Annotated in this window: 17 protein-coding genes and 1 pseudogene; 9 read left to right on the top strand and 9 right to left on the bottom strand. The window is 70.9% G+C overall.

The window, feature by feature from the left end:
* The first annotated feature begins 73 nt into the window (after nt 1-73).
* The 4 genes from ABZV94_RS21070 (at nt 74) to ABZV94_RS21055 (ending at nt 5,717) form a co-directional block, all read left to right on the top strand.
* Nucleotides 74-1,114, top strand: a complete 1,041-nt coding sequence (locus tag ABZV94_RS21070; RefSeq protein WP_356342277.1) for a ScbA/BarX family gamma-butyrolactone biosynthesis protein — start codon at nt 74-76, stop codon at nt 1,112-1,114.
* A 415-nt stretch (nt 1,115-1,529) separates the two neighbouring features.
* A complete protein-coding gene (locus tag ABZV94_RS21065; protein ID WP_356342275.1) occupies nt 1,530-2,507 on the top strand; it encodes an NAD(P)-dependent oxidoreductase in 978 nt (325 codons plus the stop codon).
* 223 nt (nt 2,508-2,730) lie between these two features.
* Nucleotides 2,731-4,005, top strand: coding sequence for a cytochrome P450 (locus ABZV94_RS21060; protein ID WP_356342272.1), 1,275 nt, complete (start codon nt 2,731-2,733; stop codon nt 4,003-4,005).
* 164 nt (nt 4,006-4,169) lie between these two features.
* Nucleotides 4,170-5,717: a DUF1996 domain-containing protein gene (locus tag ABZV94_RS21055; protein WP_356342270.1), complete on the top strand. Its 1,548-nt coding sequence runs from the start codon at nt 4,170-4,172 to the stop codon at nt 5,715-5,717.
* Nucleotides 5,718-5,796: 79 nt separating this feature from the next.
* Here the strand turns inward: ABZV94_RS21055 and ABZV94_RS21050 are convergent, their stop codons facing one another.
* Nucleotides 5,797-6,189 (bottom strand): hypothetical protein, encoded by a 393-nt coding sequence (locus ABZV94_RS21050; RefSeq protein ID WP_356342269.1) that lies wholly within the window; start codon nt 6,187-6,189, stop codon nt 5,797-5,799.
* A gap of 114 nt (nt 6,190-6,303) precedes the next feature.
* Between ABZV94_RS21050 and ABZV94_RS21045 the strand changes: the two genes are divergently transcribed.
* The 3 genes from ABZV94_RS21045 to ABZV94_RS21035 are packed head-to-tail and all read left to right on the top strand — an operon-like array spanning nt 6,304 to nt 9,507.
* Nucleotides 6,304-6,804 (top strand): tetratricopeptide repeat protein, encoded by a 501-nt coding sequence (locus ABZV94_RS21045; RefSeq protein ID WP_356342267.1) that lies wholly within the window; start codon nt 6,304-6,306, stop codon nt 6,802-6,804.
* A 49-nt stretch (nt 6,805-6,853) separates the two neighbouring features.
* Nucleotides 6,854-8,773 carry a hypothetical protein gene (locus ABZV94_RS21040; protein ID WP_356342265.1) on the top strand — a complete coding sequence of 640 codons (1,920 nt, stop codon included), beginning with the start codon at nt 6,854-6,856 and terminating at the stop codon, nt 8,771-8,773.
* Between the two features lie 44 nt (nt 8,774-8,817).
* Complete coding sequence (locus ABZV94_RS21035) at nt 8,818-9,507, top strand: TetR/AcrR family transcriptional regulator (RefSeq protein ID WP_356342264.1); 690 nt, start codon at nt 8,818-8,820, stop codon at nt 9,505-9,507.
* Between the two features lies 1 nt (nt 9,508).
* Here ABZV94_RS21035 and ABZV94_RS21030 read toward each other — a convergent pair whose 3' ends face one another.
* From ABZV94_RS21030 to ABZV94_RS21000, 7 genes are all read right to left on the bottom strand, one after another.
* Nucleotides 9,509-9,862: an isomerase gene (locus ABZV94_RS21030; protein WP_356342262.1), complete on the bottom strand. Its 354-nt coding sequence runs from the start codon at nt 9,860-9,862 to the stop codon at nt 9,509-9,511.
* 32 nt (nt 9,863-9,894) lie between these two features.
* A complete protein-coding gene (gene pulA, locus ABZV94_RS21025; protein WP_356342260.1) occupies nt 9,895-15,294 on the bottom strand; it encodes a pullulanase-type alpha-1,6-glucosidase in 5,400 nt (1,799 codons plus the stop codon).
* 91 nt (nt 15,295-15,385) lie between these two features.
* Nucleotides 15,386-16,762, bottom strand: a complete 1,377-nt coding sequence (locus ABZV94_RS21020) for an alpha-amylase family protein (protein WP_356342258.1) — start codon at nt 16,760-16,762, stop codon at nt 15,386-15,388.
* A 177-nt stretch (nt 16,763-16,939) separates the two neighbouring features.
* The gene (locus ABZV94_RS21015) at nt 16,940-18,607 is read right to left on the bottom strand and encodes an alpha-amylase family glycosyl hydrolase (RefSeq protein WP_356342313.1); all 1,668 of its coding nucleotides are present in this window, start codon (nt 18,605-18,607) and stop codon (nt 16,940-16,942) included.
* Nucleotides 18,608-18,723: 116 nt separating this feature from the next.
* Nucleotides 18,724-19,629 carry an ABC transporter permease subunit gene (locus ABZV94_RS21010; RefSeq protein ID WP_356342256.1) on the bottom strand — a complete coding sequence of 302 codons (906 nt, stop codon included), beginning with the start codon at nt 19,627-19,629 and terminating at the stop codon, nt 18,724-18,726.
* Nucleotides 19,630-19,648: 19 nt separating this feature from the next.
* Nucleotides 19,649-20,653: a sugar ABC transporter permease gene (locus ABZV94_RS21005; protein WP_356342254.1), complete on the bottom strand. Its 1,005-nt coding sequence runs from the start codon at nt 20,651-20,653 to the stop codon at nt 19,649-19,651.
* A 103-nt stretch (nt 20,654-20,756) separates the two neighbouring features.
* On the bottom strand, nt 20,757-22,031 hold the full coding sequence (locus tag ABZV94_RS21000) for an extracellular solute-binding protein (protein ID WP_356342252.1): 1,275 nt from the start codon (nt 22,029-22,031) through the stop codon (nt 20,757-20,759).
* 377 nt (nt 22,032-22,408) lie between these two features.
* Here ABZV94_RS21000 and ABZV94_RS20995 point away from each other — a divergent pair, with 377 nt between their 5' ends.
* Together ABZV94_RS20995 and ABZV94_RS20990 are read left to right on the top strand one after the other, a co-directional pair.
* Nucleotides 22,409-23,443, top strand: a complete 1,035-nt coding sequence (locus ABZV94_RS20995) for a LacI family DNA-binding transcriptional regulator (RefSeq protein ID WP_356342251.1) — start codon at nt 22,409-22,411, stop codon at nt 23,441-23,443.
* Between the two features lie 69 nt (nt 23,444-23,512).
* A complete protein-coding gene (locus tag ABZV94_RS20990; protein ID WP_356342249.1) occupies nt 23,513-24,370 on the top strand; it encodes a phosphatase PAP2 family protein in 858 nt (285 codons plus the stop codon).
* Here ABZV94_RS20990 and ABZV94_RS20985 read toward each other — a convergent pair.
* Nucleotides 24,352-25,392, bottom strand: a pseudogene (locus ABZV94_RS20985) (bifunctional glutamine-synthetase adenylyltransferase/deadenyltransferase); the annotation flags it as partial. The gene ABZV94_RS20990 and the pseudogene ABZV94_RS20985 overlap by 19 nt on opposite strands.

Below are 25,392 nucleotides of genomic sequence, written 5' to 3'. Positions count from 1 at the left end.
GTGAGCCAGCCGTAACAGCCTGTTTATCTCACTATGTGAGACAATCGGTTGAGCAACATACTGGCCTACACGTATGTTACGTCCGCTCGGTGCAGAACCAGAGCACGAATTCCGCATACCTAGGGGGGAAGGCATGCAGGTGACAGTCACGGCTGCCCGAAAAGGGCTGAGACCTGCAACCACAAGACCGGACATATCGCAGGATGAGGGTGATTGTCCGGTCGCAAAAGAGCTCGTACACCGCTCGAAACTGCCGGACGTTCTGCCGGTCGCCTGGCGGACTCTGACCGAAAACCGCTATCTGATCAGCGTGGACTGGCCTCAAGACCACCCTTTCTACACAGGGGAGGCCGGTAAGGGAGCGGCGACACTGCTGGCCGAGACCATCCGGCAGTGCGGTCTGCTCCTCGCCCACGCGGCCTACGGGGTACCGCTCGGCCACCACTTCATCATGTGGGACATGGAGTACAGCAGACCGCGTCCCGCCGCGCCGGCCGGGGAACCACGGCGCGTGGAGGTCGAGGCCGTCTGCTCGGACTTCCGCCACCGGGGCCGGCTGCTCGGCGGCATGACCTGCCGGATGACAGTGCGCCGCGACGGCGTCGTCGTGGGCGAGGGCGGCGGCCGGTTCGACATCATCAGCCCTGCCGCATACCGAAGACTGCGCGGCGACCGCCTTCGGGCGGATCCGCCTCCCGTCCAACCGGATCCCGTACCGCCCGGCCGGGTCGGCCGCGCCAGACCGATGGACGTGCTCCTCGCCCCGGCCCCGCAGCCGGCGTCCACGACGGGCGGCATCGCGGGACGGTGGCAACTGCGGGCCGACTTCGGCCATCCGACCCTGTTCGACCACCGCAACGACCACTTCCCGGGCATGGTGCTGCTGGAGGCGGCGCTCCAGGCCGCCAACGCCACCGTGGCCCCGGCCGTCTACCACCACACCTCGGCCAAGGTGTGCTTCCTCGGCTACGTCGAGTACGACGCCCCGTGCTGGATCGAGTCCCGCACCAGGCCCTCCGACGGGGCCCAGCGGCCGGCGATGGAGATCACCGCCCGCCAGAACGGCCGTCTGGTGTTCGCGGCACTGCTCGACGGCACCGCCGTACCAGCCTGACCGCCCGCACCGTACTCCGCGTTTTCTCACGGGCAGCCGAGCGCGTTCCCGACCTCGTCGACCGCTGCCTGTCCCGTCCCGCGGTTCGTCCGCACGCCCGTGTGCCGACGTCACCCGTCCGGGGGCGTCGGCCTCCGGCACACACCGCCGACACCCGCCGGCGCAGCGCACCGCAACGTCCACGATCACGATTCCCCTTCCGCAAAGGAACCGATTCCGTGACGTACTTCCTCACGGCCGACGGCATCGGCCGACCGGCACAGCATCCGCCTGATCCCTGTTCGCGCCCCTCCCCTTCACGCCGAGCAGGTGCTGACAGTCTATGCAACAACCAAGCAGTGTCCGGCCGTCGGGTCACAGACTGTCTTGTCTCTTTCGCAAACCGGCGCGATCGGTTCCTCCCCGCGAGGCGCCGATGACCGACGTCCCTCCCACCATCCTGGTCACCGGCGCGACCGGCTTCGTCGGGCACCGGGTCGTCCACCGTCTGCGCGACCACCCGGCGCGCCCGCGGCTGCGCCTGCTGGCGCACCGCACCGACGTGCCGCGGTGCTGCGCCGCCCGGTCCGAGACCGTCCGCGGCAGTGTCACCGACCCCGTCGTCCTGCGCGCCGCCTGCACCGGTGTGGAAACGGTTCTGCACCTGGCCTCGGCGATCACGGAGGACTCGGTGACCGCGCAGGCCGTCAACGCCACGGGCACCGCGTCGCTGGTCGCCGCGGCCCGGCACAGCGGCGTCCGGCGCATCGTCCGGCTCGGTACCGCGGCCGTCTACGGCCTGGGCCCGCACCGCGGCGAGGCACGGCCACCGGTGCGCCCGCTCTCGGTCCTCAGCGCCTCCCGCCAGGCGGGCGACCGCAGCGTCCTCACCGCGGGCGGTGTCGTCCTGCGCCCCCACCTCGTGTACGGCGCCGGCGACCGCTGGTTCGTCCCCGCCGTGGTCCGCCTGATCACGCGGCTGCCGCACTGGATCAACGGCGGCCGGGCCAGGCTGTCGCTGATCTCCGTCGACGACCTGGCGCGCGTCACGGCGGCCCTGGCCACCCGGCCGGACCCGCTCCCCGCCTCCGCCGTCCTGCACCCGGCCCACCCCGCCCCGGTCAGCCTGCGCGATCTCGTCACCGTGCTGTGCCGGCACCTGGACCTTCCCCTGCCGCGGGGCGACATGGCCCCGTCCGCCGCCCTGGAGCAGCTCACCGCCGCCGGCGAGGCACCGCTGGCACGCAGGCTCGCCCAGCTGGGGGTGGACCAGTGGTTCGACAGCGCCCCGCTCTGGAAGCTCGCCGGCGTCACACCGGGCCCGGCGATGACGGAGCACTTCGCGGCCTGCGCACCGTGGTACCGCCGGCACCTGATCGACACCGACGTGCTCTCGCCGACGGCTACGGCATGAGGTCGCGGCCGAAGTAGCCCAAGAGGGCAGCCTTTCGCCCGCTGACAGGGCTGCTTCGGCCCGTGGCCGGGGCGTCCCGGCCGGGGTCGGGTCGTCCCCGGCTCTCTCACGCCCCTGCGCCCCCCCTCCTCACGTTCTCCGCCTTCGCGTTCGCCGCCTTCGCGTTCTTCGTCCTCACGGCCTTCGCCTTCAGGACGCTCCTCCTCGAGAAACGGACACACCCATGCAGCCCACGCACGCCCACACCGCCCCACAGCAGCCCGCCGGCTGCCCGTTCGCGATCGACCCCACCGGCAGCGACATCCAGGGCGAGATCCGCCACCTGCGCGCCCGCGGTCCGGTGACCCGGGTGGAACTCCCCGGCGGCGTACCCGCCTGGTCCGTCACCAGCGCCGACCTGATCCGGCGACTCCTGCTCGACCCGCGCGTCTCCAAGGACGCCTACCGGCACTGGCCGGCCTGGACCGACGGCGAGGTCACCGCCGACTGGCCGTTGTCGATCTGGGTCTCCGTACAGAACATGGTCACCGCCTACGGCCCCGAGCACACCCGCCTGCGCCGCCCCGTGGCCGGCGCGTTCGGCATCCGCCGTGTGCACGCCCTGCGCCCCCGTATCGAGAAGATCGTCGGCGAGCTCCTGGACCGCCTGGCCGACCGCCTCACCGCCGGCCCGCCGGGGACCTTTGTGGACCTCCGGGAGCACTTCGCCCACCCGCTGCCCAGCAGCGTCGTCTCGGAACTCTTCGGCGTGCCCGAGACCGCCCGGGGGGAACTGCTCCACATCATCAAGGGCTTCTTCGCCACCACCTCGTCCAAGGAGGAGGCACTGGGCAACATCACCCGCCTCTACACGGCCATGAACGACCTCGTGGCCCTCAAGCGGCGGTCCCCCGGCGACGACCTGACCACCGACCTGGTCGCATCCCGCGACGACCAGGGCGGCCCGATGAGCGAGAAGGAACTCGCCGACAACCTCATCCTGTTGCTGACCGCCGGATACGAGACCACGGTCAACCTCCTCGACAACGCCGTCACCCGGCTCCTCACCCACCCCGGCCAACTCGGCCTCGTCCGCTCCGGACGGGCTACCTGGGACGACGTCGTCGACGAATCCCTGCGTCTGGACGCCCCCGGCGCACACTCCGTGCTCCGGTACGCGGTGGACGACCTGGAGATCGGCGGGGTCACCATCCCCCGCGGTGACGCGATCATGATCTCCTACGCCGCCGCCGGCCGGGACCCCGACGTCCACGGCTCGGACGCCGACCGCTTCGACGTCACCCGGGCCACCCGGAGCGAGCATCTCTCCTTCGGCCACGGCGTGCACTACTGCCTGGGCGCCCAGCTCGCCCGCCTGGAGGCGACCATCGCCCTCTCCGCCCTCTTCGAACGCTTCCCCACCCTCCGGCTCGCCGTCCCCGCCGACGAACTGCGCCCACTGGAGTCGTTCATCTCCAACGGACACCAGGAGGTGCCCGTGCGCCTCGGCCGTGACTAGCCGCCGAAAACCGCGGGGTACGCGGCGACCTGCCAACTCCCGTGTTCCTGCGAGGAATTTGTGAGACCGGTGAACACCTCTGGGACGGCGTCCGTATGTAGGGGCGCCGCTTCACTCCTGTCGGGCGCCTCGATGCTGCCCCGCAAGGAAGTCAGAGGAGTTCCATGGGACGCAACACACGAAAACGCCGTACGCCGCTGGCCACCAAGGCCATAGCCGCATCGGCGGCCCTAGCGCTCGGTGGGGGCGGGCTGATCTGGGCGAACTTCTACGCCTCGGCTCACGAGTCGGACAACCAGTCGTGGGGAGGCAACCAGACGAAGGCCGCGACGGCGCAGGTCGCGACCATCTCCTGCCCGGACGTGGGCCAGAAGCTCACCAACGTGCCGGCGCAGGCCCGCACCGAGGTCGCCGGGGAACTGGCCAACCTCGACCGCCAGATCACCGACGCCTACCAGCGTCTGGCGACCACGCGCGACGCGCAGGCCAGGGACGCGAGTTTCGTGCAGAACTCCATCCTGCAGCCGCTCCAGGACCGACGGAAGGCGATCCTCGACCGGATCAGGCTGGAGATCACCCGCGTCGGCGGCACCGCTCCCAGCAGCCTGGACACCCTGGCCACCTGCACGGCGCAGAACGCCAACCAGACCACCGCCGGTGGCCAGCAGCAGAACGGCGGCCAGCAGCAGGGCGGTCAGCAGCAGAACGGCGGCCAGCAGCAGGGCGGTCAGCAGCAGAACGGGGGCCAGCAGCAGGGGCAGAACGGCCAGCAGGGCAACATCGGCGGGCAGGCCGGCAACGGCCCGGTCGCGGCCGACTTCGTGGACATCACCAAGGTCCAGCCGAACGTCAAGGCCAAGCCGCGCGCCGGCCGCAACGCCTCGACCGGCACCTTCACCACGCGCTGCGGTGTGAACGCCAACAAGAACCACAACACCGACAACGTGATCGTGGCGCCCGGTGTGGCCAACGGCGCGCACCACCTGCACGACTACGTCGGCAACCAGAAGGTCAACGCCTTCTCCAGCAACCAGACGTTCCTCCAGGCCGGCACCAGCTGCCAGAACCAGAGCGACCTGTCGTCGTACTACTGGCCGGTCGTCCGCGTCCAGGACGGCACCCAGGACTTCGACCAGAACGCAGACGGCGGTGGCAAGGAGGGCAACGTCGGCCGCATCCTGACCCCGGTGCAGGCGCAGATCAAGTACGTGGGCAGCCCGCGGAGCAAGGTCGTGGCGATGCCGCAGTTCCTGCGGATCATCACCGGTGACGCCAAGACCACCACCAACGGTCTGGCCAACGCCAACGCGCACTGGAGCTGCACCGGCTTCGAGAACAAGGTCCAGCTGACCACGCAGTACCCGATCTGCCCGCAGGGCAGCAAGGTGGTGCGCACGTTCGCCTTCCAGAGCTGCTGGGACGGCCAGAACGTCGACAGCGCCAACCACCGCACGCACGTCGCGTTCGCCGACGCCAACGGCAACTGCCAGAACGGCTTCAAGGCGATCCCGCAGCTGACGATGCGCCTGGTGTACAACATCACGCCGCCCACCGTCCAGAACGGCCAGGTGAAGAACGCCTACGCGGTGGACGGGTTCCCGGAGCAGCTGCACAAGGCGGCCACGGACCACGACGACTTCATCAGCGTCACGAAGAACGGTCTGGCCAACAAGATCGCCAACTGCATCAACCGCGGGCAGAACTGCTCGTGATCCCGTAACGGGCACATGACAGAAGGCCGGTGACGAACCCCCCTCCCGTCACCGGCCTTCGTCGTGCCCGGCCGCGCCGTCAGCCGCTGTGCGCGTGATGGTCGGCGCCGTCCTCCAGGTCGCCGCCGAGCGTGCCGCGCAGCGCCTTGACCACCCCGTCGTCGCCGACGGCGACCCATTTGCGGCCGACCAGGTAGTGGCCGCCGTAGTCCTTCGCGTCGTTGATCCACTCGCGCTGCCCGCGGTCGGTGGCGAAGGTGGCGAGGATGAATTTGCCCTTGCCGGTGCGGCAGATGGCCTGGCGGATCTCGTCCGCGTCGGTCTGCATGTTCGGCTCGCACTTCACCTCGGCGGCCAGATGCTCCAGGCTGCCGGTCGCGGTGGGCGGCACGGACTCCGTCTTGTCGCCCGAGCCGCAGCCCGCCAGCGTCAGCACGGCCGCGGCGCCGAGCAGCAGTCCTGTCAACCTCATCTGTTCCTCCGGTCTGGTGTGCCAAGCATGCCCCAGCGCCTTCGGATACGGCTCCCGCGGGCGCTGCGCTCAAATCCCGTGACCGGGCACGCACGGGTGTGCGAAGGTGACGCGGTGAACCAGAACTGGGAAGACCGCGTGGCCGCCGCCTGGGCCGCCTTCGATGAGTACCCGGAGGAGCGCGCGCACGAGTTCCGCGCGCTGATCGACGCCCTCGTCGCCGAACTGCCGGACGACAGCCCGCTGGGGCCCTTCGAGCAGGCCTGCGCCTGGGACTCCACGGGCCACTCCGACAAGGCGGTGCCGCTGTACCGGGAGGCGCTGGCCCGCGGGCTCAGCGGCTACAAGGGCCGCCGGGCCAGGATCCAGCTGTCGAGTTCGCTGCGCAACATCGGTCAGGCGGAGGAGGGCGTCAAGCTGCTCACACCCGAACTGGACGCGCCGTCCGACGAGTTGGACGACGCGGTACGGGCCACCCTCGCCCTGTGCCTGTCCAGTCTCGGCCGCGACCGCGAGGGCCTGTCCCTGGTGCTCGGCGCGCTCGCCCGGCATCTGCCACGCTACCAGCGGTCGATGGCGAACTACGCGCGGGCCCTGGTCGAACCCCCGGTGTGAACCACTCGTCCGGCGGTGACCAACCGCCGGCTCGCTCGTTCTCCCGGACGTGCAGTCACAGGATGTATCCCAGCGTCACGCACCCTCCCCCGCCGGGAGCACCGGCCCGGTCGACGTCGAACGGGCCGAGGCCGCGCTCGTCGAGCACTACCCCCGGCTGGTCCGGCTCGCCTACCTGGTGCTGCCGCCGGGCCTCGGCCGCAGCCGCCGGGTCCTGACCGCACACGCCCTCGCCCAGCGCGCCCTGCCCCAAAGGCGCACAGAGCCGTCCGTGATCCCGGCCCAGGCCTCCGGCCGGGAGGGCGACCCCGGGTACGCCTACCTGCGCGAGCGGGTCCTGCGCACGGCCCTGGAGGCGGCGCGCCCCCGCAAGGTCCTGCCCCGGTTCGGCCAGCTGCCGCCGCTGCTCCCCCAGGTGTGGGGCCTCAGACTGTTCCCGCGCACCGGCGGTGCCGACGAACTCGCCCTGGACCAGCGGCTGTCCGCCCTGTCCGGCCCGGCCCGCGCCGCCTACGTCCTGCGCGGCCTGGAGAAGCTCCCCGACCCGGACATCCGCGACCTCCTCGACGCGGCCGGGGTGACCGACCCGGGCGGCGCGCTGGCCGCGGCGAACAGCGTGCCCATGCAGCCGGGGCTGCTCTCCTCCGCCGAGTTCGACCCGTGCTCGCTCCAGGCGCGGCCCACCGATCTGGTGCGGCGCCGCCAGCACACCAAGGCCGCCCTCGCCGCGGCGGCGGCGCTCGCGGTGTGCGGCGCGCTGGTCGCCCTGCCCGGCGGCGGCTGGGGCCCGGACGGCGCCGCCGCTCCCTCCTACGCCGAGAACCCGGCCGCCGAGGCCGCCCTCGACCCCGGCAAACTGACCCGGATCTCCCCCGCCGCCTGGCGGACCTCGGCCCGCACCGACTTCTCCGTGTGGCCCGCGCGCGGCCCGCTCACCGGCGACAAGGCGCTGCTGCGCCGCGCCCTCGCCGTCTGGGCCCGCCCCGGGGAGACGGTCCGCGTCTCGGCGACCCCGGGCACCCAGACCGGTGGCCCGGCCGGTCCGCCCCAGCTGCTGTACGCGGGCGAGGTCGACGCCGCCCGGGTGGTGATCCTCTACGACGGCCTGCGCATCGCCCGCTACGCCGAGCCGAGGAACGGCACGCAGGGCGCGGCGCTGGACTTCGCCCGGGTCGACGGCGCGACGGGCGCCGGGGCGAGCGCGCTGGTGCTGGGCCGCTCGGACGGCAACGTCCGCTATCTGACCGCCCCGTGGGTGACGAAGGCGGCCCAGCGGGACCTGACGAAGCCGGACGCGGACGCGACGCCGCTCACCCTCACCGACGGCGTCACCGCGCCGCTGGCCAGCCCCGCCGTGCGGACCGGCAGGTGCACCTCGTGGACCGTGCTCCAGCTGACCGACGCCTCCGGCACCCGGCTCACCACCGACCTCGGCGAGCTGGTCCCGGCCCACCTCACGGCGGGGCGGCCCGGCGAGGCCGGGGAGGCGTCCGGTGCGCGCGGCCTGCGCACCTGGGCGCCGTTCGCCTGCTCCCTGGCGGCCGAGCGCTCGTCGGGCATCCGGAGCGTCAACGCCTGGGCGTACGCCGAGCAGCCACTGCCCGAAGGCAGCGGATCCGGAGCCTGGGTGTGCACCCGGGCGGAGACCTGGCGCGGTGACGGCACGGCCGCGCTGGCCCAGTTCCGCACGCCGGGCGGAGCGGCCGGGGCGGTCGTCGCCAAGGGCACGGATGTGCCGGCCTGCGGGCCGCGCGATCCCCATGTGCTGGCCGGGGTGCTGTGGAAGTCGGCGGCGGGGACCTGGTACCTGCTGGCGGCGGGCAGCGAGGGCACGTCGTCGGTCTCCGCGACGGGCGGGGTGACGGCGTCCGGGCAGGGGCCGCTGCTGGCCGTCCGGGCGGAGCGAGGGGCGCGGGCGGACCTGAAGGGGACGCTGACGGACGGGCGGGAGATCACCGGCCTGCGCTAGACATGTGATCACGTGCGGCCGGAACCGATCGGTAAAGTGTTCGCATGAGTACCGGGGTTCGCCGCAGGATGGGCGTCGAGGAACGTCGTCAGCAACTGATCGGCGTCGCCCTCGACCTGTTCAGCCGACGCTCGCCCGACGAGGTCTCCATCGACGAGATAGCCTCGGCGGCGGGCATCTCACGGCCGCTCGTCTACCACTACTTCCCGGGCAAACTCAGCCTGTACGAGGCGGCGTTGAGGCGCGCCTCGGAGGATCTCGCGAGCCGCTTCACCGAGCCCCGCGAAGGTCCGCTGGGCGCCCGGCTGCTGCGCGTGATGGGCCGTTTCTTCGACTTCGTGGACGAGCACGGCCCCGGTTTCTCGGCCCTGATGCGCGGCGGGCCGGCCGTCGGCTCCACGACGACCAACGCGCTGATCGACTCCGTCCGGCAGGCCGCGTACGACCAGATCCTGTCGCACCTGGGCGTGGCCGAGGCCTCCCCGCGCCTGGAGCTGGTCGTCCGCTCCTGGATCTCGCTCGTCGAGTCCACGGCGCTGATCTGGCTGGACGGCCGGCGCATCCCGCGCGCCGAGCTGGAGAAGCAGCTCGTGCACGACTTCGCCGCGCTGGCCGCCGTCGGCGCCGCCCACGACGAGGACATGGCCGTCCTGCTGCGGACCATGGTGAAGGACGAGCCGGCCGACGGCCCCGTCGCGGAGCTGGTCGGCCGGCTGCTGTCCCTGGCGCCCTGACCTACCGGTCGAACTTCCGGTACGACGGGTCGAGGTCGCGGATCTCGGCGGAGGCGTGCAGGGTGAACGCCGCGTCCGCCACATGCGCGCGGAGCAGCTCCAGGACCGTCTCCGTCAGCCTCGCCTTGGTCTCCTCGCCGCGTCCGGCGAGGAGCCCGATCGTCACGTGCACGACGGCGTGCCCGCGCGCCTCGTACCCGAACACCGTGTACGCGCTCGGCCGGAACTGCGTCTTGCAGGCCTCCGGCTTCGCCGCCGCGATCTCCACGGTCGCCTCGTGCAGTGCCCGCGCGAAGCCCGCGCGGTCGAAGGCGCCCTCCATGGTGGCGGAGTAGTCGATGGTGATCTGCGGCATGCGCACTCCTGTTCTACGGCAACGGCCTCAGCCTAGTTCCCCGCCCGGGTGAACACCGCGACGGTCCGCGCGGGCACCGTGAACGTGCCCGAGCCGGCCGCGTAGGAGGCGGTCCTCACCACCTCGTCGGCGCCCGCCGCCTGCACCGGGTGCAGCCGGTACGGCGTCCCGGCGAGGGCGCCGATCGTCTGCTCCTGCCGCTGTGGGGTGGCGTTGAAGACGACGACCAGGTCACCGAGGCGCATGGTGATCACGCCCGGCGTCTCGTCCTTCCCGGACAGCGGGAACGACAGCTGTTCCTGCACCCGCGCGGCCGTCCCCAGCGAGAACGCCTTCTCGGTCGTACGGATCCTCAGCAGGTCCCGGTAGGCGGCCGAGGCGCCCGTGATCTGCTCGCAGCCGACCTTGACCGTGCTCAGCAGCGGCCTCGCGCGGTCCCACTTGGACTGGTTGTCGGCCGCCGGGGGCAGTCCGCGCCCGAAGCCGTTGCCGTCGGCGCAGTTCCAGTGGATGGCGTTGAACCAGTCCCCGCTGTCGAAGGAGTTGCGGTCCAGCGACTTCGAGCGCAGCAGGTCGGTGCCCGCCTGGGAGAGCGCGGGTCCCTGGGAGAGGGCGGCCGTGGCCATGGCGAGGACCTGCATCCGGGCCCGGTCGGACGCGGACGTGTCCTTCGGCAGCTTGTAGGTCAGCGCGTCGAACAGGGACTCGTTGTCGTGCGCGTCCACGTAGGCGAGGGCGTCGCCGGGCGCGTCCGCGTACCCGGCGGGCGCGCCGTTGTAGTCGACCCCGGCGCCGGTCACCTCCTTGCCGTCGGTGTCCGTGAACCGGTACCGGGCCAGGTTGCCGGTCAGGCCGACCTTGATCAGGTCCTGGTAGTGCAGCAGGCGTGCCTTCTGCTCCTCCTTCGTGCCGTTGGCCGTGGAGGCGTTGGGGTCGGTGTACAGCCCGGACGCGAAGCCCTGGACGCCGGGGTCCTCGTCGAAGGGGCCGCCGCCGCGCACCGCGTCACGGGCGCGGTCGGAGAAGGTGGCGATGCCGGTGCCGGCCATGTTGGCCTGCGTGGCCTGCACGAACCGGGCGTCGTTCGCGACCTCGCCGAAGTTCCAGCCCTCGCCGTACAGGATGATCTTCTTGCCGTCGACGCCGTCCTTCTGAAGGGTCAGCGCGTCCAGGGCCTTGCGGACGGCCAGGATGTTGGCCTTCGGGTGGTGGCCCATGAGGTCGAAGCGGAACCCGTCGACCTTGTACTGCCTGGCCCAGGTGACGATCGAGTCCACCACCAGCTTGCCCATCATCGCGTTCTCCGGCGCGGTGTTGGCGCAGCAGGTGCTGGTGGCCACCGAGCCGTCGGCGAGGAGCCGCTGGTAGTAGCCGGGCACGATCCGGTCGAGGACGCTGGTCACCGCCTGGCCGCTTGCCGCGGTGTGGTTGTAGACGACGTCCATGACGACCCTGAGCCCGTCCTGGTTGAGCGCCTGCACCATCTTCCGGAACTGGACGGTACGGGCCGTGCCGTCCGGGTCGGTGGCGTACGAACCCTCGGGGACCGTGTAGTGGTACGGGTCGTAGCCCCAGTTGTAGGCGTCCTTGGCGGCGGTCCTCGCCACGCACTCCTGCTGCTTGTCGGAGTCGGCCGGATAGGAGGCCAGGTCGCAGTCCGGGGTCGCCTGGTCGGCCTTCTTCTCGGGGATCGTGGCGATGTCGAAGGCGGGCAGCAGGTGGACGTACGACGTCCCGGCCCGGGCGAGCGCCCGGAGGTGCTTCGAACCGTCGCTGCTCTTGTCGGTGAAGGCCAGGTAGGTGCCCGGGTGCCGCGCGGTGCGGTCCTCGACGGAGAAGTCCCGGATGTGCAGCTCCTGGATCTGCGCGTCCTTCAGCGGAACGGCCCTGGGCTTGCGCAGGGCCGACCAGCCGGCCGGGGCGAGGGACGGGTCGTTCAGGTCCACGACCAGGCTGCGCTCGGAGTTCGCGGTGAGCGCGACCGAGTACGGGTCGGTGACCTTGTTGGTGACCCGCTTGCGGACGCTGGGCGCCCACACCGTGACGGCGTACCGGTAGGGCTTGCCCTTCCAGGAGGCGGGGCCGGTGACGGACCAGACGCCGGTGGTGTCGTTCCGGTGCATCGGCACGGCCTTGCCGTCCAGGTCGAGCCGCACGGACTGGGCCGTCGGCGCCCAGACGGAGAGCGTGGGCCTGCCGTCGTGGAAGACCGGGCCCAGCTTCGCCTTGGTGGCGCCGGGGTAGAGGTCGTCCAGCACGCCGGCGATCTGCACGCCGGTCGCCGCGAGCACGGCGCCGTTGGCGGCGCGCTGCGAGGCGACGAGCTGACCCCTGACGGCCTCGCGGACCCGGTCGCGGTCGCGCGGGTCGACGGACCAGGCGGTGTAGTCCTTCAGGTGGGGGAACCTCGCCTTCTGGGCGTCGGTCAGCGCGGTCTTCTCCAGCCGGATCCAGCGCTCGTCGTCACTGGTCAGCGTGCCGTCCTTGACGGCGATCGAGCCGTCGCGGGAGTACAGCAGCTGGGTGGAGGCGGCGCCGTCGACGCCGTTCCAGGCGAGGGTGTTCCGGTCGATCCAGATCGCCTTGGAGGTGGTCAGGTCCAGCGCGGCGGCACTGCCGGCCGGCTGGGGCAGCAGGTACCGCTCCTGGCCGTTCACCAGCCACACCTCGTTGCCTGCTGCCTTGAGGTCCAGGGACTGGTCGGCCGGGAGATCCTTCTCGTCGCCCTTGTGGATGATGTAGCTGAGGCTGGTGGCACCCTCGGTGAGCGGCACCTCGAAGACCGCGCCATAGGCATCAGTCTTCACCGGCTGCAGCGGGCTCGACCAGTCGGTGGGATGCGCGGCACCCGTCCAGACGTGCAGGCCCCAGCCGGCGTAGTCCCCGTCGGCGCGGTGGTAGTGCAGGACGGCCTTGGTCTTGTCCTGGGCGGGGTAGTCGGGCCGTTCGGTCCGTACCTCGGCCTTGCCCTGCTCGATCCACACCTCACCCGCCCGGGTGACGTCGATGGACCGGTCGGCGGAGACGTCCTTGGTGCCGTCCTTGTCGATGACCAGGAAGCCGACGGTGGAGGCGCCGGGCTTGAGCTTGACGTAGGCGAAGGCGCCGTAGGCGTCCCGGCCCACGAAGGGGTGGCTGGCGGGCCAGTTCGTGGCCTCGCCGTCGGCGAGGTCGCCCCAGGCGTACAGGCCCCAGTCGGCGTAGTCGCCGTCCGCGCGCTTGTAGTGGACGATCGCGTAGTCCCGGGAGGAGGCCGTGGGGACCTCGGGCGCGGGCGGGGTGCCGGTGGTGCTGCCGGCCGTGGCGCTCGCGGTGCGCCCGGCGGAGTCGACGACGACGGCCTTGTAGCGCAGGGCGGTGCCGGCGGGCACGTCCGTGCCGAGGGTCTGGGTGACCTTGTAGGGGGCGTGGTCGGCGGAGCCGAGCGTGCGCCACCTGCCGTCGCCCACCTGGGCGGCGAAGACGACGCGGTTGAGCTGTCCGCCGGTGACGTCCGCGCTCACTTCCACGGTGCCGGTGGCGCCGGGAGCGGGGGCGGTCAGGGTGAGGGACGGCTTGGCGGCGGGGGCGGCGAGCTTCCCGGCCGCCTTGTAGACGACGGCGGCGCCGGCCGGGACGGTGACGGTGACTTTCCTGTCGGCGTCGGACGTCACCGAGCCGGTGGCGCTGTAGACGCCCCGGTACGACATGTCCGCGGATCCGGTGGCGAACGTCGCCGTCTTCTCGGAGCCGGCGTTGTTGAAGGCGACGACGTACTCCTGGCCCGTCCGGGCGTCGGTGCGCGTGAAGGCGTAGACACCGGGTCCGTCGGCCGCGTACCGCTCGGTCTGCACTCCGTCGGTCAGGGCCGGGTTGGCCTTGCGGAGCTTCGCAAGCGCGGCGATCTGCCGGTACAGCGGGGCCTTCGGGTCGTAGGCGGCGCTCGCGTGGGTGCGGTCGGTGCCGATCTCGTCGTCGTCCAGGTAGTCGGCGACCTTGGAGGCGAACATGGTCTGGCGGGCGTCCTTGTCGCCGCCGGAGCCGGTGAAGCCCTGCTCGTCGCCGTAGTAGACGACCGGGTTGCCCCGGCTGAGGAACATCAGCTCGTTGGCGAGCCGGTCCTTCTTCAGGATCTCGGCGTCGGTCGCCCTCGGGTTGTCCTGCTTCAGGAAGTACCCGATGCGGCCCATGTCGTGGTTGCCGAGGAAGGTGACCTGCTCGTAGGCGTTGGCCTTGTCGGTCGTGTACGTGTAGTCGTCACCGAAGACGCCCGCGAGCCTGCGCGCGCTGCCGCCCTGGGAGGCGTAGGCGCGGGCCGCGTCCTGGAAGGGGAAGTCGAGGGTGGCGTCCAGCCGGCCCTGGGTGACGTACGGGGAGGTGACGGCGGTGTCGGCGGAGTAGACCTCGCCGAACATGAAGAAGTTCTTCCGCCCGCGTTCGGCCGCGTACCGGTCCAGCGCGGTGGCCCACTGGGTCCAGAACTCCATGTTCACGTGCTTGACGGTGTCGATCCGGAAGCCGTCGACGGCGAAGTCCCGCACCCACCGCTCGTAGATCTTCTCCATTCCGTGGACGACCTCGGGACGCTCGGTCCACAGGTCGTCCAGGCCGGAGAAGTCGCCGTAGGTGGTGGACTCGCCGGAGTACGTGGAGTCGCCCCGGTTGTGGTACATCGCCGGGTCGTTGAGCCAGGCCGGGACCTTGCTGCCGCTGGTGGCCCTCGGGGTGTACGGGAAGGAGCCGGTGCCGACGTGCGGGAACGTGCGGTGGCCGTCGGCGTAGTCGGCGTCGTCGAAGGGCCTGCCGTCCTTCGTCAGGTACGGGAAGGCGCCCTTGGACAGGTAGCCGTAGGACTTCTCGTCGTAGTCCACGACGTCGGCTGTGTGGTTGGTGATGACGTCGAAGAAGACCTTCATGCCCTTGGCGTGGGCCTTGGAGATGAGGGACTTGAGGTCGTCGTTGGTGCCGAAGTGCGGGTCGACCTGGGTGAAGTCGGTGATCCAGTACCCGTGGTAGCCGGCCGAGGCGTTGCTGCCGCTGCCCTGCACCGGGCGGTTCTTGAAGATGGGCGCCAGCCAGATGGCGGTGGTGCCGAGCCCCTTGATGTAGTCCAGCCGCCTGGTCAGGCCCTTGAGGTCGCCGCCCTGGTAGAAGCCCTTGTCGGTGGGGTCGTACCCGGTGGACAGGCGGGAGCCGGTCAGGCCGCCCCTGTCGTTGGAGGTGTCCCCGTTGGCGAAGCGGTCCGGCAGGACGAAGTAGAACTGCTCGCGGGTGTCGTCGTGCCGGGCGGGCACGGCGGCGAGCTTCGCGTCCGAGGGGGGCGCGGGCGGGGTGGCCGCGCGGGCGGCCGACGGCTGGAGCAGCGCGGCGGCGAGGGCGACGGCGGTGACGGCCGCGGCCCGTCCGCGGTGCGGGGTGCGGCGCCTGCGCGGCGCCGGCCATCTCGGTATCACAGGGGGTGACTCCTTGCGAGGGCGGATGAGGGTTTGCAGCAAGGTGCGTGAAACCTCCCGTAAGAGGTTTCACGCTCCGTCAGGCGTCCGGTCAGCAGCTCGACTTGCCGGCGTAGAGCGCCAGGGCCGTGTTCGAGCCGAGGGTGGCGGTGAACTGTCCGCTGGAGTTCACGGTCACCGGGGTGTTGTTCTGCACGTTGCAGTACGTCCCGGCCGGCAGGGACGTCTGGTAGGTGCGGGTCAGGGACGAGGACTCGTGGTTGATCGCCACGTAGCCCTTGCTCCCCCGGCCGAACGCGATGGCGTTGTTGCCGTTGTCCCACCAGTTGGTGACCGCCTGGCCGCGGGTCGCGTTGCGGAAGGCGACCATGGACCTGATCTCCGGCCAGGCGTGCTGGCACTTCCACCCGTCCTGCCAGCAGGCGTTCACCTGGCCGCCGTTGGGCGGGCCGGCGTCGGCGTCCGACCACTCGTAGCCGGAGTTGATGTCCGGGGCGCCGTACGGCCAGGCGAGCATGAAGACGTTGGCCAGGGTGTAGTCGGCGCCGCTCTTGTAGTTCAGCGTGCTGCCGTTGCGCTCGGTGTCGTGGTTGTCGACGAAGACGCCCGCGACCGAACTGCTCAAGTAGCCCCAGCCCTCCCCGTAGTTGTTCAGGTAGGCCAGCTTCTCGCTGGTGAAGACGCGCTTGAGGTCATAGGCGTAGCGGAACTCCTGGACGTCTCCGTTGCCGGTGTACTCGGAGGGCTGGACGGCCTCGCCCGCGCCGTAGATGACCTCCTGCTTCCAGTAGGCGGACGGGTTGGTCAGGCGGCTCTTGATGTTCGCCAGGTCCCCGGCCGGGATGTGCTTGGCCGCGTCGATGCGGAAGCCGTCGACACCGAGGCCGAGCAGGTCGTTCATGTACCCGGCGATCGTCTTGCGGACGTACTCCTCGCCGGTGTCCAGGTCGGCGAGCCCGACGAGTTCGCAGTGCTGGACGTTCCAGCGGTCGGAGTAGTTCGACACCTGGGAGGTGCAGTCGTCGAAGTCGTAGACCGAGTACAGGCCGGGGTAGTCGTACTTCGTGTACGACGAGCCGCCGGTGCCGGTGCCGCTGCCCGCCGACATGTGGTTGACCACGGTGTCGACGACGACCTTCACACCGGCCGCGTGGCAGGTGTTCACCATGTTCTGGAACGCCGCGCGGTTGCCGAGGCGGCCCGCGATCTTGTACGAGACGGGCTGGTACGACGTCCACCACTGCGCCCCCTGTATGTGCTCGGCGGGCGGGGAGACCTGGACGTATCCGTAGCCGGCGGGGCCGAGGGCGGTGGTGCACTCCTTGGCCACCGAGGCGTAGTTCCACTCGAACAGGACGGCGGTGACGTCCTTGGTGCCGGGCGGGGAGGCCTCGGCGGCCGTCGGGGTCATGCCAACCAGAGCCGCGGCCGTGAGGGCGACCGCCGTGGGGAGGGTTCTGCGTGCCATGTGGGGTTCCTTCGACGTTGAAGGCAACTGGACCGCTGAAGGGGCTTGCTGAAATCTTTCAGCAAACTTGCGGTGACGCAGATGTTAAAGGCCCGCTGGCCGAAAGGCAGCGGGCCGTTGTGAACTTGATGCAAGAACTTTCAGACGGGGCCTCAGACCCGGCCCCGCGTCCGGCTGTCAGTCCGCCGTCGTCCACCAGACCGTGGTGTCGGCGGGCACCTTCGTCTCGCCGTCCGCCTCGGTCACCTCACCGCTGGTGAGCAGGACACGGCCGTACGAGGGGGTCGTCACCGACTCGCCCGTGGTGTTCGCCACGCACACGAAGTCCCCGCGCCGGAAGGCCAGGACGCCCTCGGGCGCCCGCAGCCACTCCACCGCCTCCCCCGCGCCGAGGTCCGGATGGGCGCGGCGCGCGCGCAGCGCGGCCCGGTACAGCTCCAGCGTGGAGCCGGGGTCGCCGGTCTGCGCCGCCACGCTCAGCCCGGCCCAGTCGGCGGGCTGCGGGAGCCAGCTGCCGCCGCTGCCGAAGCCGTAGGAGGAGCCCTCGCGGGTCCACGGGATCGGGACCCGGCAGCCGTCGCGGAAGCCGTCCTGGCCGGCGCCCCGGAAGTACGCCGGGTCCTGGCGCACCTCGTCGGGCAGGTCCACGACGTCCGGGAGGCCCAGTTCCTCGCCCTGGTAGATGTACGCCGAGCCGGGCAGGGCGAGCATCAGGAGGGTGGCCGCGCGGGCGCGGCGCAGGCCCAGCTCCCGGTCCCCCGCCGTGCGGATCTGGGTGCCGAGGCCGGGCGGGTTGGCGAAGCGGGTGGCGTGCCGGGTGACGTCGTGGTTGGACAGCACCCAGGTGGCGGGTGCGCCGACCGGGCGCATGGCCTCCAGGGTGCGGTCGATGACGGTCCGCAGCTCCGCCGCGTCCCACTCCGCGCTCAGGTACTGGAAGTTGAAGGCCTGGTGCAGTTCGTCGGGGCGGACGTAGTTGGCGGTGCGCTCGACGGTCGGGGTCCAGGCCTCGGCGACGAAGATCCTCTCCCCCGCGTACTCGTCGAGGATCTTTCGCCACTGGCGGTAGATCTCGTGCACGCCGTCCTGGTCGAAGAACGGCATGACATCGTTGCCCAGCAGCTTCAGCTGGTCGTGCGCGCCGAGGTCGGGCAGGCCGTCGGCCTTGACCAGGCCGTGGGCCACGTCGATGCGGAAGCCGTCCACGCCCATGTCCAGCCAGAACCGCAGGATGGAGCGGAACTCGTCGCCGACGGCCGGGTGGTTCCAGTTGAAGTCCGGCTGCTCGGGGGCGAAGAGGTGCAGGTACCACTCCCCGTCGGCCACGCGCGTCCAGGCCGGGCCGCCGAAGATGGACTCCCAGTCGTTGGGCGGCAGTTCGCCGTTCGTCCCCTTGCCGGGGCGGAAGTGGTAGCGCTCGCGCAGCGGGGAGCCGGGGCCTTCGGCGAGGGCGCGCTTGAACCACTCGTGCTGGTCGGAGGAGTGGTTCGGGACCAGGTCCACGATGATGCGCAGGCCGTGCGCGTGGGCGTCGCGGATCAGCGCGTCGGCGTCCAGCAGGGTGCCGAACATGGGGTCCACGGCACGGTAGTCGGCGACGTCGTAGCCGGCGTCGGCCTGCGGGGAGGCGTAGAAGGGGCTGAGCCACACGGCGTCGACACCCAGGTCACGCAGATAGGGCAGGCGGGAGCGTACGCCCTCCAGGTCGCCCATGCCGTCGCCGTTGCTGTCGGCGAAGCTGCGCGGATAGACCTGGTAGATGACCGCGTCCCGCCACCAGTCGCGGCGGTCGGCGACGGTGGCGGTGGAGTGGCGGGCCGGTGCGGCGGAGTGCTGCTGGCTCATGGCGTCCTTGATACGTAACTGGGGCATGGTGGGCAGTCGGTGGGTGCGGCGGCGAGGCGGGCCGCGGTGTCAGCGGGGTCTGGGGACGCAGCGGCCCGCCTGGTCGGTCGTGGGCGTCAGCCCTTGGTGCCGCCGGCGGTGAGGCCGGTGACGAGGTTCTTCTGCACGAGGTAGAAGAACACGGTCACGGGTATCGCGATCAGCACCGCGGTGGCGGCCATGTAGTTCCACTGGGCGTCGTGCTCGCTGACGAAGGTCTGGAGGCCGACGGCGAAGGTGTACTTGGAGTCGTCCAGCAGGAAGGTGGTCGCGAAGGCGACCTCGCCGACGGCGGTGATGAAGTTGTAGAACGCGGCCACGGCCAGGCCCGGGCGGGCCAGCGGCAGGATGAGCCGGAAGAAGGTGCCGAAGGGGCTGAGCCCGTCCACGCGCCCGGCCTCGTCGATCTCGAAGGGGATGGTGTCGAAGTACCCCTTGAGCAGCCAGGCGCTGTACGGGACGGCGGTGGTGCAGTTGATGAGGATCAGCGCCCAGTAGGTGTCGATGAGACCGAGCTCGCTGAAGATCTCGTACATCGGCACGATGAGGACGGCGATCGGGAAGGCCTGGGTGAGCAGCAGGACCCACATCAGCTGCTTGTAGCCGGGGAAGCGCATCCGGGAGACCGCGTAGCCGGTGGTGGCGGCGACGAGGACACCGATGAAGGTCGTGCCGAGGGCGACGATCATCGTCGACTTGAACCAGTCGAGGAAGCCGGTGTGCTCCAGCACGAAGCTGTAGTTCGAGAAGGTCAGCTTGCTCGCGATCCCGCCCGGGTGCAGGTAGTCCTCCTTGTCCGGGCCGAGGGACAGGTAGAACAGCCAGGCCACCGGTGCCAGGGCGATCAGGCTCGCCACGGCGAGGCCGCCGTGCAGCAGGGCAGCGCCGGCCGGGCCGCGCTCGCCGCGCCGGCGCACGCGGCGCCGGGGCGCGGGTGCGGGGGCCGGGGCGGTCTCGGTCGTGTCCAGGGTCGTGGTGCTCATGGCGGCGGCTCCTGCGGCGTCAGACGGCGAGCTGGTCATTGCGCTTCAGCCAGCGGAAGTAGAAGGAGGTGAAGACGGTCAGGATCGACAGCAGCAGCACGCCGTAGGCGGCGGACTGGGCGAAGTCGCGCGGCTGCTGGCCGAAGCCCAGCTGGTAGGCCCAGGTGACGAGGATCTGGGCGTCCGGGGCGGAGTTCTTGCCGAACAGCAGGAAGATGATGACGAACTGGTTGAAGGTCCAGATGATGCCGAGCAGCACGACGGTGGAGCTGACCGAGCGCAGGCCGGGCAGGGTGACGTGCCGGAACCGCTGCCAGGCACTGGCGCCGTCCATCTCGGCGGCCTCGTAGAGGGAGGAGTCGATGGACTGCAGGCCGCCGAGCAGGGACAGCATCATGAACGGCACACCGCACCAGGTGTTGACCATGATCGCCGCGAACCGCTGCCAGAAGGTGTCCTCCAGCCACTCCGGCTGGGGCAGGTGGAGGGCGCCGAGGATCTGGTTGAGCACGCCGGAGTCGGCCAGCATGATCCGCCAGGAGAAGACGGTGACGAAGGTCGGCACGGCCCAGGGCAGGACGAGCAGCAGCCGGTAGACGGTACGGCCGCGCAGCTTCTGGTTGAGCATGAGCGCGAGGCCGAGGCCGATGCCGTAGTGCAGGGCGACGCACGCCACCGTCCAGAACACGGTCCACAGGAAGTGCGACCAGAACCGGTCGTACGCCGTCGGGCCGAACAGGATGTCCCGGTAGTTGTCCAGGCCGATGAACTTGTAGGTGGCGTCGATGTGGTTGACGCCGATCGTGCGCGCCGAGTTCAGGCTGTTGGCGTCGGTGAGGGTGAGGTAGAAGCCCCGCACCAGCGGATAGCCCACGAGGACACCGAGCACGACGACCACCGGGGCGATCATCGCGTAGGCGTACCAGTACCTCTGGAAACCGTTTCTGACGCGCTGCCCCAGCCCGGGCCGAGGCGCGCGGTCACCGCGGCGCTTGCCGGTCGCGCGGTCGATGGCGACTGTCATGGTTCGACACCTTCAAAGATCAAGGGTTTGGGCCGGGCACAGGGCGGTGGCCGTCGGATCCCTCCCCCCGTTCTCGCAGGAGGGATCCGACGGCCACGCGGGCTCACTTGCTGAAGCCGCTCACCAGCTTGGAGATGGCCAGCTCGGCGTTGCCCAGACCCTTGTCGAGCGACTCCTTGCCGCTGGCGATCTTGGGCAGCTCGGTGTCGAGCGGACCCCACAGGGAGCTGTACTCGGGCAGCGCCGGACGGGGCTGGGCGGCGGCGAGGACGCCCTGGTAGCCGGCGATGCCCGGGTCGGCCTTGACCTTGTCGGTGTAGGCGTCGGAGCGGGTGGGCAGGGTGGAGTTCTTCAGGGCGATGGTCTCTTGGGACTGCGCCGAGGTCATGAACTTGACGAACTTCAGTGCCGCCTCCTGGTGGGCCTTGTCCGAGCCGGCGTAGACCGAGAGGTTGTGGCCGCCGGTCGGGGCGCCCGCCTTGCCGGTGGAGCCGGCCGGGACGGTGGCGATGCCGAGGTTGGACTTGTCCTTGAAGGCGCTGCCCTTGTAGAAGTTCGTGATCTCCCAGGGGCCCTGGATGATCGCGGCGACCTTGCCGTTGACGAAGGCGTCCTGGATGTGGGCGTAGGCGTCGGCGGTGGCGTCGGCCTTGTGCAGGCCCTTGCCGGAGAACAGGCTCAGCCAGGTGCCGTAGGCCTTCTTGGCGGCGGGCGAGTCCACCGTGATCTTCTTGGCGGCGGCGTCGACGGTGTCGGTGCCCTCGCCGTAGAGGAAGGTCTGGGCGTAGTAGGCCTGGGTGGAGCCCCAGTAGCCGTCGACCTTCGCCTTGTCCTTGATCTTGGCGGCGTCGGCCTTCAGCTCGTCCCAGGTCTTGGGGGCCTCGGTGATGCCGGCCTTCTTGAACAGGGCCTTGTTGTACACCAGCGCGAGGGTGTCGGTGACCAGCGGCACGCCGTAGGTCTTGCCCTCGTACTGGGCCTGCTTGATCAGGTTCGGCTCGAACTTGCCCTGGTCGGCGAGGGCCTCGGTGCCGTCGAGGGGCAGGAAGAAGCCCTTCTTGGCGAAGGCGGGGGTCCAGCCGACCTCGGAGCGCAGCACGTCCGGGGCGCCCTTGGCGCCGGCGGCGGTGTCGAACTTGTTCTGCGCCTGGTCGAAGGGGACGTTGACGTACTTGACCTTGATGTCCTTGTTGGCAGCCTCGAACTGCTGGACCAGGGCCTTGTACGTCGGCGCCTCATTGGTGGCGTTGGAGGTGTCCCACCAGGTGATGGTGACCGGGCCGTCCGACTTTCCGCTGTCGCCGTCGCTCCCGCCGCACGCCGTCGCCGTCAGGGCGAGGGACGCCACCAGCGCGGAGGCCGCTATGCCACGCCGCATGAGTTCTCCTTGAGGGTTAAGCCCGAGTGGTACAGAGGACGGTCCCGTCCGTCCCTGCGACTTGCCGACTGCGCCGTTGCCGCGGCCGGGCGACTGGGAACGTAACAGCGATGTAAGCGTTGCGAAAGACCTTGCAGAAAAAAAGTGCAAGGGGACACGATGGTTACCCCGTCGTGACCAGCCGTCGACCGCGGCGCAACCCGGTGGCGCGGGCGCTGAGCGGCGAAGACGACAGTTGTGCAAGACTTGCAAGCTCTTGCCACCGACAATCCCGAGGGAGCGCGATGACGCAGCAACCCACGGCAGGCCGTGCGCCCGCCCGCGCCCGGCGTCCGGCCGGTGTGCAAGGGGAGATACGACCGGTACAGTCCGGTCCCGTGACCACACGGCTTGCCGACATCGCTGCGCAGGCGGGGGTGAGCGAAGCGACCGTCAGCCGGGTCCTCAACGGCAAACCGGGAGTCGCCGCCACCACCCGCCAGTCCGTGCTCGCCGCGCTGGACGTGCTGGGCTACGAGCGCCCGGTCCGGCTGCGGCAGCGCAGCGAGGGCCTGGTGGGCCTGATCACGCCGGAGCTGGAGAACCCGATATTCCCGGCCCTGGCCCAGGTCATCGGCCAGGCGCTGACCCGCCAGGGCTACACCCCGGTGCTCGCCACGCAGACGCCGGGCGGGTCGACCGAGGACGAGCTGACCGAGATGCTGGTGGACCGCGGGGTCGCCGGGATCATCTACGTCTCCGGGCTGCACGCGGACACCACCGCCGACATGCAGCGCTACGAGCGGCTGCGCGCGCAGGGCGTGCCGTACGTGCTGGTGGACGGGTTCTCGCCGAAGGTGCAGGCGCCGTTCATCTCCCCCGACGACCGGGCGGCCATGACGCTGGCGGTGACGCACCTGGTGTCGCTGGGGCACACCCGGATCGGGCTGGCGCTCGGGCCGAAGCGGTTCGTGCCCGTGCAGCGCAAGATCGAGGGCTTCGTCCGCGCCGTGCAGGACCAGCTGGGGCTGGCCGCCCAGACCGTCGAGACCGAGTTGATCCAGCACTCGCTGTACACGCTGGAGGGCGGTCAGGCGGCGGCGACGGCCCTGATCGACCGGGACTGCACGGCGGTGGTCTGCGCCAGCGACATGATGGCGCTGGGCGCGATACGGGCGGCCCGCCAACGGGGCCTGGAGGTGCCCCGGGACGTGTCGGTGGTCGGGTTCGACGACTCCCCGCTGATCGCCTTCACCGACCCGCCGCTGACCACGATCCGCAAGCCGGTCCCGGCGATGGGGCAGGCGGCGGTGCGCACGCTGCTGGAGGAGATCGGGGGGACACCGGCGCCGCACAGCGAGTTCGTGTTCATGCCGGAACTGGTGGTGCGCGGTTCCACCGCTTCGGCCCCGAATGTCCTCCGTACGTCGTAGAAGGTGCGCTGCGGACCCGACCTTGGGATGATCGGCCGAGGGAAGGCTTGTCTGGCAGACTCTGTGCCTATGAGTGACTCCACCGTGACAGAGCCGGGAGGTCGCGAGGACGCGGCCGTTCCGCGGGCCGTCACGGGCGAGGTCCCACGCGGTTTGCTGGGCCGGCTGCGGCGGCCCAGGCGGCCCCGGCTGTGGTTCGAGATCCTTTTGATCGCGGTGAGTTACTGGACGTACTCACTCATCCGCAACGCCGTGCCGGAGCAGCGGGCCGCGGCGCTGCGCAACGCGGACTGGATCTGGCGCACCGAGCACGGCCTGGGCATCGCCGTCGAGCAGTCGGTCAACCACGCGGTGAACTCGGTGACTTGGCTCATCATCGGGATGAACTACTACTACGCCACCCTGCACTTCGTCATCACCATCGGGGTGCTGGTGTGGCTCTACCGGTGGCATCCGGGCCGCTACGCGGCGACCCGGCTGGTGCTGTTCGCGACCACGGGTGTGGCCCTGGTCGGTTACTACCTGTTCCCGCTCGCCCCGCCCCGGCTGATGGGCGGCGGGCACTTCGTGGACACCGTGTCGGTGCACCACACCTGGGGCTCCATGGCCTCCGGCGACCTCAAGCACATGTCGAACCAGTACGCGGCGATGCCGTCGATGCACATCGGCTGGTCGCTGTGGTGCGGGCTGACGGTCTTCGCGCTGGCGTCGGTGCCGTGGGTGCGGGTGCTGGGCCTGCTGTACCCGGCGGCCACCCTGCTGGTGATCGTCGCCACCGCCAACCACTTCTGGCTGGACGCGGTGGGCGGTGTGCTCTGCCTGACCTTCGGCTTCGCGGTGGCCCGGGTGTGGTACGGCAGCCTCCCGCACGCGCTGCCCCGGCTGGTCCCGGCCCGCGCCGCGCCGGCTCAGGCCCTGTCGCCGTAGAACAGCTCCTCCACCACCGTGCGCGCCCGGCGGGTGGTACGGCGGTAGGCGTCCAGCATGTCCCCGGCGTGCCCGGCGCCGTAGCCCAGGTAGCGGCCGACGGCGGCCAGCTCGCGCGGCTCGGTCGGGAAGGTGTCCCCGGCCCGGCCGCGGACCAGCATCACCGCGTTGCGCACCCGGGTGGCCAGCACCCACGCCTCGTCCAGGATCTCCGCGTCCTCGGCCGACAGCAGCCCGGCCTCGCGGGCCGCGGCCAGGGCCTGCCGGGTACGGGTGGTGCGCAGGCCCGCCTCGCGGTGGCCGTGGCGCATCTGCAGCAGCTGGACCGTCCACTCCACGTCGGACAGGCCGCCGGGGCCGAGCTTGGTGTGCAGCTTGGGGTCGGCGCCGCGCGGCAGCCGCTCGGACTCCATGCGCGCCTTCAGCCGCCTAATCTCGCGCACCGCGTCCTCGGTGAGGCCCTCGGCCGGATAGCGCAGCGGGTCGATCAGCTCGACGAACCGCCGGCCCAGCTCCGCGTCGCCGGCGACCGGCTCGGCCCGCAGCAACGCCTGCGACTCCCAGACCAGCGACCAGCGGCGGTAGTACGCCTCGTACGACTTCAGGGTGCGCACCAGCGGGCCCGACTTGCCCTCCGGGCGCAGGTCCGCGTCGATGAGCAGCGGCGGGTCGGCGCTGGGCAGCTGGAGCAGGCGGCGCATCTCGGCGACCACCTTGTTCGCGGCGGCGGACGCCTCGTGCTCGTCCACGCCGTCCTGCGGCTCGTGCACGAACAGTACGTCCGCGTCGGAGCCGTAGCCCAGCTCGTGCCCGCCGAAGCGGCCCATCCCGATGATCGCGAACCGGGTGGGCAGGGTGTCGCCCCAGCTCTCCCAGACCACCGCGCGCAGGGTGCCGGCGAGGGTGGCCGCGGTCAGGTCGGAGACGGCCGCGCCGACCCGGTCCACCAGGGCGCCCTGGTCGGCCTCGGCGGCGCTGGCCTCGGTGCCGTAGGAGCCGACGATGTCGGCGGCGGCGGTGCG

Origin of the sequence: Streptomyces sp. NPDC004658, from assembly GCF_040609555.1 — a bacterium.
GTDB lineage: Bacteria > Actinomycetota > Actinomycetes > Streptomycetales > Streptomycetaceae > Streptomyces.
This window is presented reverse-complemented; position numbering and strand designations above follow the sequence as displayed.

Bases quoted from the DNA above. Each gene is read 5' to 3' on its own strand.
- ABZV94_RS21055 (WP_356342270.1), top strand. From the start codon at position 4,170: ATGGGACGCAACACACGAAAACGCCGTACGCCGCTGGCCACCAAGGCC.
- ABZV94_RS21065 (WP_356342275.1), top strand. From the start codon at position 1,530: ATGACCGACGTCCCTCCCACCATCCTGGTCACCGGCGCGACCGGCTTC.
- ABZV94_RS21060 (WP_356342272.1), top strand. From the start codon at position 2,731: ATGCAGCCCACGCACGCCCACACCGCCCCACAGCAGCCCGCCGGCTGC.
- ABZV94_RS21020 (WP_356342258.1), bottom strand. From the start codon at position 16,762: ATGGCACGCAGAACCCTCCCCACGGCGGTCGCCCTCACGGCCGCGGCT.
- ABZV94_RS20990 (WP_356342249.1), top strand. From the start codon at position 23,513: ATGAGTGACTCCACCGTGACAGAGCCGGGAGGTCGCGAGGACGCGGCC.
- ABZV94_RS21070 (WP_356342277.1), top strand. From the start codon at position 74: ATGTTACGTCCGCTCGGTGCAGAACCAGAGCACGAATTCCGCATACCT.
- ABZV94_RS21030 (WP_356342262.1), bottom strand. From the start codon at position 9,862: ATGCCGCAGATCACCATCGACTACTCCGCCACCATGGAGGGCGCCTTC.
- ABZV94_RS21050 (WP_356342269.1), bottom strand. From the start codon at position 6,189: ATGAGGTTGACAGGACTGCTGCTCGGCGCCGCGGCCGTGCTGACGCTG.
- ABZV94_RS21005 (WP_356342254.1), bottom strand. From the start codon at position 20,653: ATGACAGTCGCCATCGACCGCGCGACCGGCAAGCGCCGCGGTGACCGC.
- ABZV94_RS21000 (WP_356342252.1), bottom strand. From the start codon at position 22,031: ATGCGGCGTGGCATAGCGGCCTCCGCGCTGGTGGCGTCCCTCGCCCTG.
- ABZV94_RS21010 (WP_356342256.1), bottom strand. From the start codon at position 19,629: ATGAGCACCACGACCCTGGACACGACCGAGACCGCCCCGGCCCCCGCA.
- ABZV94_RS21035 (WP_356342264.1), top strand. From the start codon at position 8,818: ATGAGTACCGGGGTTCGCCGCAGGATGGGCGTCGAGGAACGTCGTCAG.
- ABZV94_RS21015 (WP_356342313.1), bottom strand. From the start codon at position 18,607: ATGAGCCAGCAGCACTCCGCCGCACCGGCCCGCCACTCCACCGCCACC.